Annotated in this window: 16 protein-coding genes; 4 read left to right on the forward strand and 12 right to left on the reverse strand. The window is 50.2% G+C overall.

What is annotated here, in order from left to right:
* Positions 1-4: 4 nt before the first annotated feature.
* The 7 genes from FCS97_RS01270 to FCS97_RS01295 all read right to left on the reverse strand — a co-directional run bounded on the left by FCS97_RS01270 (position 5) and on the right by FCS97_RS01295 (position 7,927).
* On the reverse strand, positions 5-1,132 hold the full coding sequence (locus FCS97_RS01270) for an MraY family glycosyltransferase (protein ID WP_138515881.1): 1,128 nt from the start codon (positions 1,130-1,132) through the stop codon (positions 5-7).
* Positions 1,133-1,486: 354 nt separating this feature from the next.
* The gene (locus FCS97_RS01275) at positions 1,487-2,617 is read right to left on the reverse strand and encodes a DUF5723 family protein (protein ID WP_138515883.1); all 1,131 of its coding nucleotides are present in this window, start codon (positions 2,615-2,617) and stop codon (positions 1,487-1,489) included.
* 67 nt (positions 2,618-2,684) lie between these two features.
* A complete protein-coding gene (locus FCS97_RS01280; RefSeq protein ID WP_138515885.1) occupies positions 2,685-5,075 on the reverse strand; it encodes a hypothetical protein in 2,391 nt (796 codons plus the stop codon).
* Between the two features lie 112 nt (positions 5,076-5,187).
* The gene (locus FCS97_RS16605) at positions 5,188-5,721 is read right to left on the reverse strand and encodes a DUF4143 domain-containing protein (protein ID WP_212746423.1); all 534 of its coding nucleotides are present in this window, start codon (positions 5,719-5,721) and stop codon (positions 5,188-5,190) included.
* Positions 5,722-5,801: 80 nt separating this feature from the next.
* Positions 5,802-5,963: a hypothetical protein gene (locus FCS97_RS16610; RefSeq protein WP_212746424.1), complete on the reverse strand. Its 162-nt coding sequence runs from the start codon at positions 5,961-5,963 to the stop codon at positions 5,802-5,804.
* Positions 5,964-6,264: 301 nt separating this feature from the next.
* Positions 6,265-7,350, reverse strand: coding sequence for a lipase family protein (locus FCS97_RS01290; RefSeq protein ID WP_246065690.1), 1,086 nt, complete (start codon positions 7,348-7,350; stop codon positions 6,265-6,267).
* A gap of 94 nt (positions 7,351-7,444) precedes the next feature.
* The gene (locus tag FCS97_RS01295) at positions 7,445-7,927 is read right to left on the reverse strand and encodes a DUF6795 domain-containing protein (RefSeq protein WP_138515889.1); all 483 of its coding nucleotides are present in this window, start codon (positions 7,925-7,927) and stop codon (positions 7,445-7,447) included.
* Positions 7,928-8,047: 120 nt separating this feature from the next.
* On the opposite strand from FCS97_RS01295, the gene FCS97_RS01300 reads away from it, so the two are divergent.
* The gene (locus FCS97_RS01300; protein WP_212746425.1) at positions 8,048-8,566 is read left to right on the forward strand and encodes a helix-turn-helix transcriptional regulator; all 519 of its coding nucleotides are present in this window, start codon (positions 8,048-8,050) and stop codon (positions 8,564-8,566) included.
* Positions 8,563-9,234, forward strand: a complete 672-nt coding sequence (locus tag FCS97_RS01305; RefSeq protein WP_246065692.1) for a nucleotidyl transferase AbiEii/AbiGii toxin family protein — start codon at positions 8,563-8,565, stop codon at positions 9,232-9,234. Before FCS97_RS01300 ends, FCS97_RS01305 begins: the two co-directional genes overlap by 4 nt.
* 11 nt (positions 9,235-9,245) lie before the next feature.
* Here FCS97_RS01305 and FCS97_RS01310 read toward each other — a convergent pair whose 3' ends face one another.
* Both FCS97_RS01310 and FCS97_RS01315 read right to left on the reverse strand, forming a co-directional pair.
* A complete protein-coding gene (locus FCS97_RS01310; protein ID WP_138515893.1) occupies positions 9,246-10,430 on the reverse strand; it encodes a lipase family protein in 1,185 nt (394 codons plus the stop codon).
* A complete protein-coding gene (locus FCS97_RS01315; protein ID WP_138515895.1) occupies positions 10,427-10,906 on the reverse strand; it encodes a DUF4198 domain-containing protein in 480 nt (159 codons plus the stop codon). The genes FCS97_RS01310 and FCS97_RS01315 overlap by 4 nt, the downstream gene beginning before the upstream one ends.
* 227 nt (positions 10,907-11,133) lie before the next feature.
* Here FCS97_RS01315 and FCS97_RS01320 point away from each other — a divergent pair, with 227 nt between their 5' ends.
* Both FCS97_RS01320 and rfbA read left to right on the forward strand, forming a co-directional pair.
* Positions 11,134-12,054 (forward strand): NAD-dependent epimerase/dehydratase family protein, encoded by a 921-nt coding sequence (locus FCS97_RS01320; RefSeq protein WP_138517745.1) that lies wholly within the window; start codon positions 11,134-11,136, stop codon positions 12,052-12,054.
* Complete coding sequence (gene rfbA / locus FCS97_RS01325) at positions 12,051-12,926, forward strand: glucose-1-phosphate thymidylyltransferase RfbA (RefSeq protein ID WP_138515897.1); 876 nt, start codon at positions 12,051-12,053, stop codon at positions 12,924-12,926. The genes FCS97_RS01320 and rfbA overlap by 4 nt, the downstream gene beginning before the upstream one ends.
* On the opposite strand, the gene FCS97_RS01330 is transcribed toward rfbA, so the two are convergent.
* The 3 genes from FCS97_RS01330 to FCS97_RS01340 are packed head-to-tail and all read right to left on the reverse strand — an operon-like array spanning position 12,912 to position 15,450.
* Complete coding sequence (locus FCS97_RS01330) at positions 12,912-13,853, reverse strand: GNAT family N-acetyltransferase (protein ID WP_138515899.1); 942 nt, start codon at positions 13,851-13,853, stop codon at positions 12,912-12,914. The genes rfbA and FCS97_RS01330 overlap by 15 nt on opposite strands.
* Complete coding sequence (locus tag FCS97_RS01335; protein WP_138515901.1) at positions 13,853-14,770, reverse strand: glycoside hydrolase family protein; 918 nt, start codon at positions 14,768-14,770, stop codon at positions 13,853-13,855. The genes FCS97_RS01330 and FCS97_RS01335 overlap by 1 nt, the downstream gene beginning before the upstream one ends.
* Positions 14,767-15,450, reverse strand: coding sequence for an acetyltransferase (locus FCS97_RS01340; RefSeq protein ID WP_138515902.1), 684 nt, complete (start codon positions 15,448-15,450; stop codon positions 14,767-14,769). The genes FCS97_RS01335 and FCS97_RS01340 overlap by 4 nt, the downstream gene beginning before the upstream one ends.
* Positions 15,451-15,452: the final 2 nt, after the last annotated feature.

Consider the following 15,452-nt stretch of genomic DNA (forward strand, 5'->3'; position numbering starts at 1 on the left):
CGCTTTAGCTCGCCATTTCCTTGCGATTTCTGAAGTAAATGCTTAAGCGCAGCATGCGGCGGTACATACGTTGGTAAACCACAAAGCTGATCACTAGCCAGGCCACCACCATCCCCAAACTTTCCGGCCAAAAAATTGCACCCAACATGGGAATAAATGAGTACACCCACAAAAAAGGCGAAGTATAGGCGTTGCGCTTCCAGGCTGGGGCATAAGGCAACAACTTGCGGCTAACTACACGGCGGTAAATAAGGCTGTGCAAATGCGAGGCATCGGGGCAACCGGGGTTGTGCTTGCGCTTGCGGCTGGCACGGCGATAAATGCTGAACAGGGTTTCAATGAACGGGTAACCACACACCAGCAACATGGCCCACGGACTGACGTCTGCCGGGTTGCGCATGGCCAGGGCCACGGCCAGCACAGCCACGTAATAGCCCAGGCTGTATGCGCCCGCATCGCCCAGGAAAATGAAGCCCTTGGGGTAGTTAACCAACATGAAGCCAGCAACCACTGCGGCACCCAATATGGCCATGTTAAGCACGGCGGTGTCATCTACCCGAAAGGCGATAACACCAATGGTAAGCAACATGAGAATAACAACACCGCTGGCCAAGCCGTTGAAGCCGTCGATAATATTCACGCTGTTTGCAATGCCTGCAATTGCAAAAGCAGTAAACAGAATGCCGATCGGGGCAAAGGCCAGCAGCGAATCAATACCTGGTACGTGAACGCTATTCACCCAGTAACCGGTAATGAGCGCGGCCAACAAGCCACTGGCTGCGGTGGCAAGCAAGCGGGCCTTAACCGACACTGTTTTGGTGAAATCTTCAAGCAAACCGGCAGCAAAAGCTGGAATGCCACCGATGAGAACCAAGCCCAATAGGGTTGCTGTGCCCTGAGAAAAACCATGAGGAAGCACAAACCACGTGCCCAGAAAACCGGCCGCCAGTGCAATACCGCCAATACGCGGCGTGGGCATGGTGTGAAATTTTTGCACGCCATTGGTGCCATCCATACTGAAAGCACCATGCCAACGCTTGGTGGCCACAATAACCAGGCTTACCAATAAGGAGCAAATAATTCCTGTTAACGCTGCTGGCCAGAAGACTTTGATAGCCTCGATGGTTTGCATGATGCTCCCGATGTTTGTGTGTTGCCGACCCGAAATAAGCCCGATCGACTGGTTTTAATATTCAGATAATGCCAAACGGCAGCGGTGCACTTCCGTTGACAATGTATTTTTATAACTGCTTAGCAAGCTGCGTTCCCGCTGCAACGCCCCGCAATTGTGCACACGCAACATGGCAGTTTTGTGACTGTCATAGACTATCGAGTATATCACCTAGAGTTAACCCTAGCTCAACTTTCAAAGATGTGCGCCACTCTCTATTACTCAGCATTCATGCGGGTGGATGCATTTGCTTGTTGACCAAAATGAGGGGGGCGTAACTTTGCTGACAGAACTATTCCAAACGCTCGATAGTAGTTACAAATCTGTTTTGAAAAACACTTGAAGAAACTCGACTCGACGGTTGTCATCGCTAAGGCTGTCAAACCCTAGGCGCACGCCACCGTATTTGAAATTGACCGCCAGGTCGATCGCTTCAAAATGCGCCTCGTACCCCACACCTACGCTTTCAAGCCAGGCAAACGGCTTTACCCAAGCAGCACTAACACGCGGCAACACCAAGCCTTGAATGTGCCGAACATCGAACCCAAGCTGGTCAACCAAGCTTGAATTAGCGGCATACAACACACCCAAATGCGTTTTAACGGGCAAGCTGAAGTCGTAGGTTTCCCGGCTGTTGCGCCCTTGAATTGCTGGGTTGTAGTTCAAGAAACCATCGGCATCGAATTGGTTCACATTGCTGTTGATGGTTTGAACCGTGGTTGGCGCATTTTTGATGCTGTTGAAATTAAGAAGGTCGCTGACCTTGGCAAAAGCCTGCAAGGCTGGGTTGACTTGCCAGTTTGCACCCACGTCAAATGCGTACCCCATGCCACTTGGGGAGTTGCCCAAGGGAAAGGTGAAATCGGCCTGAGTGTCGCGTTCGACGGTGTTGATAGCAATGTCATAGCTGCCATCGGCCCGCGCGGCCGCAAACCCGCCTGCCTGAATTTCCCGGTATCGATTGATGTTGTACACCCGTGCAGCGGGAGTAATGGTGAGGGATGTGTCGGCTTTGTTGAGAGGCAAGGCAAATGTTTTCGAAATGCCAATGCCCGTTTGCTCAATGCCGTAACCGTCAAAATCAATAGCGTATGGGCGATTGTTGTTTGGCGGTACTCGGGCGTTAATATCGGCATACAACTGCCCTGTTTCACGCCCGGCGTTGATAAAAATTTCCTGCTTTTTGTAGGCCTGCAAGGTGTAGCCCGCACGGCTGGCCTGAATGTAGGCCAGGTTTTCACCCAAGGCGTACAGTTGGCTGTGCTGAGGGCTGTAACCCGTGAAGTCTGCATCAAACTGATCGACCGACACCGCATTGTTGGCCTGGTAAGTTTGGGCACCCAGTTCGATGGTGTAGTTGTTCCCAGCTGCATGTGTGGTGGTTACAAAACCAGCCAAAACAGAAGCAAAGACAAAAGCGCCGCGAAAATGATGAGAAATGGTCATGTAGATGAATAATGAAAAGGGCCGCTGAAATATGCAGCGGCCCAGGTTGACACGATTTAACTATAGATTAGAACTGCTCAAATGAACCATCGGTGTAGTTGATTCTCGCATTCTGCACTTGGTATTCACCTGCCTTGCGACCATCACGCAACACATCGACCACCATGGCAGTGTCAGGGTTGAATGGCCCCACAGTGACCATGCTGGTGGGAGAGGAAAAGGTAACCATTTCCGCACCAGTGTTGTCAACAGAGCCACTAAAAATAACGGTGGTACCGTTTTGCTGATAGGTAAACAGCAAGCTTTCTGCATCGTCAGAACCATCTGTACCGAAGGTTTCAGACAACTGCAAGTTAAGCAACAAGTTGGGGCGCTGCGGCAAGGTAACTGTGCCCGAGAAGGTCGCAGTGTCTACACTGGGTGTGGTTTGGTTACCGAGCATTTCGGTAAGCACCAGGTTGCCGGTGAACAACTGCGTGCGCTGGCTGCTTGAACCCACCGCCAAGGACCCAGAGAAATTAATGGTGCCCATATTGGCGGTAGTGTTGTTTGCAGTGAACGTGCCCGTGAGCAAGCCGAAGTTGGATTCAACCGTGCCGGTCACCTGCACGTTGCCCATTACATTGCCTTGCTCGTCTTCAGTGCCCGATACATCGATGTCAGTGAAGCTGGCAGTCAGCGTAGTACCGTCCAGGGTTGAGGTAATTGAACCATCACCGCGGAAGAAACCATTTTCAGCAGAATCGTTGGCTGTGAAATCGATAGAGACTAAAACCGAGTCGGCCAGTAGCACCGCTGTAGGGCCGGTTTCCGTAATTGCGAACGCAAGCGGCGGTGCAACTTCGCCTTCAAAGAACACACTGATGTCGCCATTGACAGCCTCGCTGAGACGAGCGGTTGTACCCGTTCCGCCAACACCACCAAAAATTTGGCCATTTTGCAAGCAAGTGTCGGCATCAGTGGCTGGGTTGTAGCCCTGAGGGAAGGTGCACAGGCGTGAATCGGAGTTCACAACGAGAGTACCGGTTGTGCCTTGGGCAACAGTATGCAAGGTGTAATGACGAATTTGAGAAAACCCACCGCCCGCCACAGGCACTGCTGGGCCGAAGATTGTACAGCCCACCGACTGGCCATTGCGTTGACCGGTTGAACTGGCCTGCGGGGGCACTGAGCGCACCACGCCATTTTCATCGGTTGCGGGCACACCCGCAAATACTTGGCACGCTGTGGTGCCCACAATACCGGGGCCGCCAACCAGGCTGGTAGTTGGTCGTGGTTCTGGTGAAGTTGCATAAGCAATAAACAGTTCACCTGCTTGTGCAGCACCATCGAGAATTTCCAGTGTGCCGAAGTCGAGACCAAATGTTTGTGTGTTGATGCTGTCTGCGAAGTCAGCCAACTGGGTTTCAATTGGGCCATTCAGTTCAGCGTTGTCCAACGCCGCTGCATTTGAACGCAGGTTATTGAACAAAGCCCTTACCGCGGCAATGTCATCGGCATTAAATCCTTCTTCGGGCACGGCCACCATCTGCATTTGGGGTGTATCGGGATTGTCTTCAGCCATGGCCAAAGTGCTGGTGGAGGGGTCTGTGGCCGGGTCGATTGTTGTGCGGGTTCTATTGACTACGGGGTCAGCGGAAACAATGCTTACAGCCTGTGAGAAGCCCGCAAGGGTTGAACCATCTACTGCAATCGATGCGTTACCACCCATGATTGTTGAGCCTTGGTAGGCCATGGCATATTGCTGTGCGGCGCAAGCCAATTCATCGGCGCGGGCTTCCAAAGCGACACAAGTGGGGTTTTCAGTACCGAATTGAGCCAAAGCAGCAAGCAACAGGGCTTGTTTGCGCGCTTCTGGTGAAGCTGCGGCAGTGGCATCGGCATCACGCGGATTAACTGGCGCAGTGGCCACTGGGTTGAAGCCCAAGGTTGTGGCAATTGCGGCTTGTGCCTGTTGTACAAGCAAAGCGGAGACTGGGGTGCCGTTGCCAGCCGAGTTCTTGGCCAGCTGAGCCACGATGGTGGTGAAGGGCGAGACGTTGGCCGTTGCAGGTTGACCCGCAGTGGCAGTTGTAACCGACTCGAGAATAACGCCCATGACATTGCTGGCACTGACGTTGTTACCGGTAATTTCGTCTTGAATGGTGGTGTTGGCGCCCGCCGTAATTTCAACAAAAACGGGACCTGTGTAGTCGCCTACATCGGCTGTGAAACTTCCATTCATACCAGTGAGAACTTGTGCTGGTGTGGTGTCCAATACATTGCCCTCTCCGTCTTTCAGGGTAACAATGCCGTTGATTACAATGCCTTTGGCCGAGGTGCCACTAACAGAAGTGCTGCTGCCGCCGCCGGGCGCAGCTGCGCCGCCACCATCACCACCGCCGCCGCCGCAGGCGGACACCACAAACACGGCCGCCACAATTGCAGCGCCAGTTGTTAGCTTTTTAAATGAATTCATGCCCACTCCTTTTATTTGCACACTAATAGTCACACTGATAATTACACGTGGCGGCAGCGGGGGTTAATTGGAAAAGTATGAAGAAATGGTCAGTTTTATGCCGACCCCCGCATTAAGGGGGGTTCAAACAAATATTCACCAAGTTGGCAAGGTGCCCAGAATAGTAAAGCGGCAATACGGTGTGCTGCTGCTTTACAGGCGACGAACCTTGGGTTGCAGTTAACTTGAAAGTTTTGAGCGGCTGGCATTTGGTGATGTAAGACTGCAGCGACTTGGCACGTGTGCGCTCGCCGCTTTTTACTTCGACTGGAATGATGTTGCCTTCAGAATCAGAAAGAATGAATTCAATTTCGGCGCGTGCATCCAACCATGAATAACTTGGTTCAAGGCCCTGTGCTGCAAGTTCTTGCTGAACAAAGTGTTCAGCAAGATAACCTTTGTACTCAAACCCCTGCTGCTTGATTTCTTTGAGAGAAATACCAAGCATGTTGTTGAGCAAACCGATATCAAACAAAAATAGCTTGAAGTAGTTTTCTTTTTGGTATGCGGCCAAGGGGCTGCGGGGCATGCCGCCGGTGAAGTAGTAATCGGTTAACTTTTCAAACAATTTGGTGTGCGATGCCGATGAGTTAGCACGGCTTTCCATAGGCGTTGACCAGTGCAGTTTCGTTGGTGGCCAACAAGAACTCGTGAAAAGAAAGTGGGCGTAAATTGTGCTGCTCAACCTTACCGACAGGAAAAGCCGTGAGCAAACCAATATTCGATCCACTTGCCAATTTCATCGAGTATTAACAGATCAGTTGCGGGATTGAATACTTGCCCGGTGACAAGCTCCAGGCTGGAAATCATACCTTCTGGTTTTAACGAACTGGCAAAAGCCTCTGCCATGGAGGGAGATTCCAGAAAATCGATGCGAAGAACATGCGGGAAAGTGCTACCCAACAAGTTTTGAAGCAGCTATGTTTTACCTGTTTGCCGCGCACCATCGATTAACAACGGTTTGCGCTGGGGCTTTTGCTTCCAGACCAATAATTGTTGAAGAAGTACGCGCTGCATGGGCTTGGGACCGACTATACACTTTTTGATTTTCACATTTTTACGCGCATTTAGATATAACTAATTACACTTTTATGCGCATATTAGTGAACGTTAATTTTGGAAAGTAATGTCGTAAATTACGGAAAATAAATCACCGCCCCACCAGTTGAATGGCCTGCTTGGCCATGGTGTTGACCGACTGGTGCAGCAGCCCGAACACCCAGCGGATGGTGGCTACCGAAGCGTCGACCACAGTGTGAGTTGCGCGCCCAAGATAAGCCATGATGGCGTTAAGCATGCCCGCCACTTCTTTGGCCTGTTTGTGGCTGGCCTGCGCGTAGCGGGCGAGAATTTCAGCCATTTGATCAAGCACCGTAAAGGCCCCCGTGCCGTAGTGCCCCACGCTGAGCAGGCTTTGCGCCCCAAGGCGGGAAAGCATGTCGTGTATGGCTTTGTTGATGAGCTTGAGCAAGCGCCCACTGAACATGGCACCGGGCATTTTGGCCAGTTGCTCGAATCGCCCTGCTTCAGCGTTGTTGGCGGGGTACATGGAGTTTTCTAGTTGCTGTTGCTTACCCCGGGTGTGGCTTTGCATTTGCTTCCAGGTGCTGTTGACCATGCTGCTGTAGCCAGTGGCAAGCTTGTGCTGGAATGCGCTGACTGTTGCCCAGCCTCCGTCCAGTAGCACCGTTCCGTGGCAATACGGTGCGTGCACAAACGGATAAACAGGAAGCATGGTGACGGCATCGGCCTCGTTGGCTACGCGGTATACATGTTCTGCATTCATTTTTTTGCTGAGGTGTTCGGCATACGGCAACATGCCCACACGCGGCGCGGCCACGGTGTACAGGTATGAATTCAATCCGAGTTCAGCGCAAGCTGCGGCATTGAGATTGGCCAACGCACCACCCAGGCTGTGGCCCATGCAGTGCACTGCGGTGGGCTTGAAGCCCAGGTTTTGTTGCTTGATGAATTCGTTAAGCTGCTGCACGTAGCTTTTGAATGTGGTGTTGAAACCTTTGTGAATGGCGTGGCCGGTGGGGCCTGGGGTTGGAATGGCGTTGATGTCTGTGCCGTAGTCTGCAAATGAATTCGTAGTGCCACGCGTTGCGATGACAATTTCGCGAGAACGACCACCATTGAGCTGAGCCATGAAACCAAAGCCGCTGGCGACCGGGGTGATGAGGCCTGAGGTGGCGGTGATGATTCGCAAACTATCAATATTTACGTAAGGCAACTCGATATCCAACTCTCTCCTAATTAAGACAGAATCCCCTTTCTTCGTCGTATAGGCATTCTTAGAAAGTTGAAAGATTTGACCGGGATTAAGCTCATTCATATTTTTGTACTCCGTTGTGTTCGCACCGAACGATCCGCCCGTAAGAGTTCTGCTCAAACTTAGACAGATCACATTCAATCTTCAAAATCCCTCCCTTTGCCTCCGTCCCTAAATTAAAGTTTTGCTTTTGAAATGCCCAGAATGTGTGGGGCTGAGCATCAAAATAAACCTCAAGAACTTGAGAAACATGGGGGTTAGCTGACAACAAATCAGGTCTTAAGAACCGACGCTCAGCGACGGTTTGAAATTGGAATCGTCCCTGTGAATCAGTCTGTACTTGATCCGTATATTCACCATTTTCAAATCCACCACTTCGTAACAATCGAGTTACCTTTAAATTGGCCAGCGGCTTTCCCTGCCAATGAATAAGCCCCTCTATGGGCGAGCAATACACAATTTTTCTGAACACAAAAGCCTCCGTGGGCTGGGGTGCAAGGGGCAGCAGCAATACCAAGGCGAGCAAGATGCGGTGCATGGTTTAAGCCTGTCCGTTTGGAATAAACGAACACGCTAGCACCGAGTTGAAGGGGAAGCAAAAAAGGGGTTATTGGTGTACCCCGAGGGGGTTATCAGACAAATAAAATGTCGAATATATTTGACATTATTTGAGCACTCTGATTCAATCTTTCCCATGAACCTTATAAATCTTGGCTCACTTGTCCACGAACGTCGACGAGAAATTGGATTATCTCAAGACCGGCTCGCAAAGCTGAGCGGGCTGTCACGCGCCACCATCAATCAATTGGAGACGGGAACCATTCACGAACTAGGTGTCACCAAATTGATTGGTTTACTTGATTTACTGGGTATAACTGTTGAAGCAAAACACGCTCGACACCACCGAAATGCGTTGCAATTGGTCAGTCAAACTGCCAGCGTTAGTTACAAAAATGCCCTCGATTCTGCCGAGCTTGCCAGTGCCTTGGTTAAAGGCGAACTGCCTGCACACTTGTTGCCCCACGTTGCTACCTTGCTAGACGAAGCGCCTTTGCCCCTCATCGTTGGTGCAGTACAAGAAATTGCTACCGCGTACAATCAGTCGCCCAAATCGATTTGGAGAAACGTCGCCAAATGGGCAGAACAAGTTCAATCCGATCGAGCAGCCTGGGCATGACAATGGCCCATTATTCGCCACACAATTTGCCAAACGGACCGTGGCAAGTTTTACTACAGCACGCATTGACATTGATCGATGAAGCAGCAAGATATGGCGGTGTAACCAGCCCTGTTTGGACTTTTGGTGGAGGAACGGTGTTAATGCTGCGTTACAGACACCGGCTTAGCAAAGACATTGATATTTTTGTACCTGACCCACAATACTTGGGTTTTGTAAGTCCACGACTTAGCGATCATGCAGAGTCGATTAGTACTGATTATGTTGAGGGCCCGGGTTACGTCAAACTTTTCCGCCCAGAGGGGGAAATTGACTTCGTTGCTTCCACCAACCTTACCGAAAGCCCCTATGAAGAATGGAACCTGTTTGGCCACAAGGTAAATGTTGAGACAGCAGCGGAAATCGTGGCAAAAAAACTGTTTCACCGCGGACACCGGGCCACTGCGCGGGACTTGTTTGACTTGGCTATGGTGATTGAAAAAGAACGAGAGCAATTAACAAGTGCTGCACCGTATTTAACCAAATACAGAAAAGAATTTTTGCAGCAAATTGATCAGCGTAAATTTGTACTGGAAGCCCAGTTTGATGCTATTGACCGCCTGGAATATCAAGCCACCTACCAACAGGCCGTGACACTTGCCACTGACTTTTTAACATCGCTGGACTGACCCTATTTGCATTACCGCCCCACCAGTTGAATGGCCTGTTTGGCCATGGTGTTGACCGACTGGTGCAGCAGCCCGAACACCCAGCGGATGGTGGCTACCGAAGCGTCGGCCACAGTGTGAGTTGCGCGCCCAAGATAAGCCATGATGGCGTTAAGCATGCCCGCCACTTCTTTGGCCTGTTTGTGGCTGGCCTGCGCGTAGCGGGCGAGAATTTCAGCCATTTGATCAAGCACGGTAAACGAACCAGTGCCGTAGTGCCCCACGCTGAGCAGGCTTTGTGCACCCAGGCGGGTAAGCATGTCGTGAATGGCTTTGTTGATCATTTTCAACAGCCTGCCGCTGAACATGGCACCGGGCATTTTGGCCAGTTGCTCGAATCGCCCTGCTTCAGCGTTGTTGGCGGGGTACATGGAGTTTTCAAGTTGCTGTTGCTTACCCCGGGTGTGGCTTTGCATTTGCTTCCAGGTGCTGTTGACCATGCTGCTGTAGCCAGTGGCAAGCTTGTGCTGGAATGCGCTGACTGTTGCCCAGCCTCCGTCCAGTAGCACCGTTCCGTGGCAATACGGTGCGTGCACAAACGGATAAACAGGAAGCATGGTGACGGCATCGGCCTCGTTGGCCACGCGGTACACATGCTCGGCGTTCATTTTTTTGCTGAGGTGTTCGGCATACGGCACCATGCCCACACGCGGTGCGGCCACGGTGTAAAGGTATGAATTCAAGCCGAGTTCCGCGCAAGCTGCGGCATTGAGGTTGGCCAACGCACCACCCAGGCTGTGGCCCATGCAGTGCACTGCGGTGGGCTTGAAGCCCAGGTTTTGTTGCTTGATGAATTCGTTAAGCTGCTGCACGTAGCTTTTGAATGTGGTGTTGAAACCTTTGTGAATGGCGTGGCCGGTGGGGCCGAGGGTGGGGATAGCGTTGATGTCAGTGCCAACATCGGCATGACTGACAGTGCCCCGCGTGGCGATGACAATTTCGCGAGAACGACCGCCGTTGAGCTGGGCCATGAAACCAAAGCCGCTGGCCACAGGGGTGATGAGGCCAGAGGTGGCGGTGATAGGTTTGAGGGTTTCAACATCTACAAAAGGCAGTGCATTCGCCAAGTCCCGTTTCACAACTTGAGTGAAGCCGTTTTTGAGTTCATACGCCTTGTCCGATAAAACAAATATCTGAGTTGGGTTTAATTCATTCATAGAGGTTGATTCCCGTTGTGTTGGCAGCGCACGATGCGCCCAAAAGAAAACTCTTCAAACTTTGCTAAATCGCATTCGATTCGAATAACCCCATCTTTTGATTCAGTCCCCAAATTAAAGTCGTGCTTGCTGTAGGACCAAATTGTGTACGGGTTGCCCTCATAGAAAACTTCCAATGTCTGAGAGACTCGAGGATTCGCAGACAGCAAGTCAGGCCTTAAGAACCGACGCTCAGCCACTGTTTGAAATTGAAATCGCCCCTGTGAATCAGTCTGTACGTGATCCGCATATTCATCATTTTCAAATCCGCCACTGCGCAAAAGCCGAGTCACTTTTAAATTGGCCAGCGGCTTCCCTTGCCAATGAATGAGCCCTTCAATGGGTGAGCAGTACACAATTTTTTGGAACACAAAAGCCTCCGTGGGCTGGGGTGCAAGGGGCAGCAGCAATACCAAGGCGAGCAAGATGCGGTGCATGGTTTAAGCCTGTCCGTTTCGGATAAACAAACACGCTAGCACTGGATAGGGCGGGAGGCAAAAACCAGATTGGGTGTGTAATCAGGATGGGGCTGGTTGGCCAGATAGCCTGCGGCTCGAAAGCGTAGCTAAAATGTGATGCGCGCGCGCCCCTCTTGTACAATACGTGAACCAGACCACACGGTATCTTCAACCCAACTCAGAGAGCAATTTAATTGGCACATTATTTGGTTACTGGCGGAGCGGGATTCATTGGCTCTCACTTGGTAGAAGCATTGAGCCTCACCGGACACTCAGTGACCGTGCTGGACAACTTGAGTAGTGGACACAAAAAAAACGTTGAAACTTTTGTCAGCAACCGAGTGAAGTTTGTAGAAGGCGATATTCGAGACACAGCGCTACTTGATCAACTGGTCAAAAACTGTGACGGTATATTTCACTTGGCAGCGCTGGTTTCCGTACCCCAATCCATTGAACAACCAAAAGACTCTTTCGAGATCAACCTGCAGGGCACGCTCAATGTGCTGGAATGTTGCCGCAAACAGCCGCATGTTCGGCTTGTTTTCGCCAGTTCTGCAGCAGTTTACGGTGACACCAAAATATGCCCGGTCAAAGAGACCATTGTGGGAATACCATTGTCACCTTATGGTCTACACAAATGGATGTGCGAAGAACAGGCTGGCCTGTATGCTGCGCTTTACAGTGTCAATTCCGTTGGACTGCGTTTTTTCAATGTGTTTGGTCCGAGACAAGACCCTTCTTCGCCCTACTCTGGCGTAATTTCCATTTTCATTGATCGATTGCGACGTGGACAGGCCCCAACAATTTTTGGCGATGGAAGCCAAACCCGCGACTTTGTATATGTGGGCGATGTTGTGCAAGCGCTGATCAAAGCGATGAACAGCAAGAAACAAGGATTCGCAGCCTACAACGTTGGCCGGGGCGAGAGCGTTACAATCAACATGCTTTGGAAAATTTTGTGCAACGTTGTGGGTGCCGATTTACCAGCGAAATTTGGACCAGCCCGAGAAGGCGAGATACATACGTCCTTGGCGAATATTTCCAAAATTGAAATGGAACTGGGCTACGCAGCAGAGACAAACCTGAAAGAAGGTTTGAAAAAAACTTACGAATGGGCAACCCAATGAATAACAGAAAAGGCATTTTGCTGGCCGGTGGGTCGGGCACTCGCCTGTACCCGGTTACCACCGCAATTTCAAAACAATTGATGCCGGTGTATGACAAGCCAATGGTGTACTACCCCTTGAGCACCTTGATGTTGGCGGGCATTCGCGAAGTGATGTTGATTTCAACCCCACAAGACATCCCTTTGTTCAAAACCTTGCTTGGCGATGGCTCCCAATGGGGAATGAAAATTGAGTACGGGATTCAACAGAACCCGGATGGTTTGGCACAGGCCTTTTTGATTGCAGAAAACTTCATTGATGGAAGCCCAAGCTGTTTGATTCTTGGTGACAATATTTTCTATGGTCACGCCCTTGCCGAGCAATTGCACACGGTAAGCCAACACGATGCTGGGGCCACCGTATTTGCCTACCATGTACACGACCCGGAACGCTATGGCGTGGTTAGTTTTGACGATCAACACCGCGCGATCGACATCGAAGAAAAGCCCAAGAAACCAAAGAGCAATTACGCGGTGACAGGTTTGTATTTCTACGACCAACAGGTGTGTGAAATTGCACACACGATCAAGCCCTCAGTCAGGGGTGAACTAGAAATTACCGATGTGAACAAGCGTTACCTGGAGATGGGCAAATTACAAGTTGAAATTATGCGGCGGGGTTACACCTGGCTGGACACCGGCACCCACGATAGTTTGTTGGATGCGGCCTCGTTTATTCACACCATTCAAAGGCGGCAAGGTTTGATGGTAAGTTGCCCAGAGGAAATTGCATTCATGCAAGGCTGGATCGATGAAGAGCAGGTACGCAAACTGGCGAAGCCTTTGGTGAAAAACGAGTATGGAAAGTATTTGATGGGCTTATTGGGTAAGTGACCATTCGTAAAAATCGTGACAAATGGTACGCCCACCGAACATTTCCTTTTGCAAGCAAAGTCCTTCGTTGAGATAGGTTCCTTGTTGCTCAGTGGAAATACCAAAACTGAAATATTCCAGGTTTGCGAACTCGTGTTGTATTAAGTAGGCCAACAGCAGATCGAGAGCACCGCATTGTAAGCCTTGGTCCGAATTGAACATGTATTGCGTGTGCGAAGTTTTTCGATCAACAAAAACCAATACAGCAGCTACCAGAACGCCGTTTAACGCTGCATTGAACAAACGGATATTTTTCGGAAAACGGCTGTTGAGCAAACTCATTTCATCGGCTGAATGAACCGGCTTGACCCCGTGCCGCGATTGCAATACCTCCCGCCCCAACTGAAAAAAGTCACTGAAATTCGTGCCTTCAAAAATTTCTACGCCAGCCCGTATGCCTTTCTTGACTCCCTCTTTTTTGCCTTTTGAAAACCTGAGTTGACTTGGCAGGTGAATCACAGTGGACGCATCCCGACGTACCAGCCTGGCCTCCATTTGGTGAAGACAGTAGAGGTCTTCTGCTGCGGGCATACTGTGGTAGATAGAAGGCACTGCTTTGTATAAAACAGAACTAAAACCAGCCATTCGCAAATAGCTGGCAATCAACGAAAACCAGCTGCGAACTTGGCTTAGCTTGGCATCGCTGGTTAAGACCAAGCCGCCATAAGTTAAACCACCATGAGATATCAGTTGTTGGCCGTGAACACTTCCAGCAAGCACCGCTTGAATATTTCCTTTGTCATCGATCACGAGGACTGAGTGGTCTTCAAATCGATCTGCATGGTATTCCATGTAATCACGATTGAAGAGAAAGGTACCGTTCTTGGATCTGTCAACGAACTGATTCCAGCGCACTTTAAAGTCAGAGGAATATCGAACGACTTGCATTATTCAGCTGACTCCAGTTCAGCCCAACCAAATCCCTCTGACCCCATATTGTTACCGTTGTAAAACATGAGGGTTTTTCCGTTTACCTGCAGCAGTGCTGGATAACAAAGGTGCTGACTGTCCCAGCCCTCGGGAGCCAAAGAAATGCCCAATTGATCATCAATTCGAGTCCAGTTCAAACCGTCATCGGACTTGGCGAGTCCCGGAAAATAGTCACCCCGCGGCGTACCCCAAGTGAAATGCATATATCGCTGGCCTGCAATGAAAAAAACTCTGGGGCGCCCGATGCGATATTCATCACCTGAGAGTGCTATACAAGGCTGTGTGTCAGGATCAAAATGTACACCGTCTACTGAGGACGCATGACGAATTTGGTAGCGAGGGTACGGCTTGCCGTCGATTAATTCCCACCCATCATCACACGCGTACCATGCGCGAAAAAGGCCGCTCTCCTGATGAACACTGTGAATTGCGCGTATGTAGATTCCTTCATCTGCACGATCAAGCACTGGTGATCTAGAGACACGGGTAAAACTATCCCCACCGTCAGTACTGATGGCAAGTCCACTGAAAGCCAGAAATTTCGCTTTTGCAACCAACTGGAAACCCACGTAATACATATACAGTGAATTGCCCACTTGAATTACATCACCTAGGATTACACCATTGTCATCAAACGCGCCAGGTTGGCCTACGTCCAACGCAGGGGTTTCTGAAACCTGCAAAACCTTATTTGGATTGCTCGAATCAAGATCGACAAACCCGATTCTGCTGACTCCTTGAGAATCCCTAAAGCCAGCATAAACCCGGATAATGTCTGGATTCAACAATATAGGGGTTGGCGTAAGGGCACTGTTTTGCGCCCAGACCTGCTTGCCCTTGGGGCCGTATATATGGCCCTTTTTATGCCACTTCATTCGCCATCCTTAATGCGAAACAGTCTGCGAGCACCTACCTTGGAGGGTTCGGTGCTGGGTGCCTGAACAAGCTGACCGGCCTCAGTGTTTTTTTGAATTAATGCACCGGCACCAATGAAGCAGTCCTCACCCAAGGTGATGTTGTTGATCAAGGTTGAATTAACACCGAGGAAACAGTTTTCCCCGATCTCGCAATAGCCGGACACAACAACCTGCGAGGCCAGAAAACAGTGATCGCGAATAACCGTGTTGTGACCAATGTGATTTCCACTCCATAACACAATGTTGTTACCCAACTTCACAAAGGGTTGAAGTGTATTGTCTTCAAATACAAAACAGTTCTCGCCAATTTCGACATTACGCCATACAAAAGCACGTGGACTGACGTAACTGGCCAACCGATATCCTTTGGCTTTGGTTTCAAGGTAGAGGCGTTTGCGAATTCTGTTCAGTTTGGTTGAACTGATTGCCACAAATGCATCTACATCATCTGGAGAATACTTGCTTTGCAGTTCTTCAAAGGATACAACTGGCAAACCGCACTGTACTTTCTCTTTGAGATAGGCCGACTCTACAGAGAAGGCCACTACTTCGTAGTCGGTATCCACTGTGAAGTACTCGTAAGCAATTAGTGCGGTTTCCCCCGCACCAACAATCACCAATTTTTTGTTTTTGCTCATGT

Source organism: Limnobacter alexandrii (assembly GCF_005871185.1).
GTDB lineage: Bacteria > Pseudomonadota > Gammaproteobacteria > Burkholderiales > Burkholderiaceae_B > Limnobacter > Limnobacter alexandrii.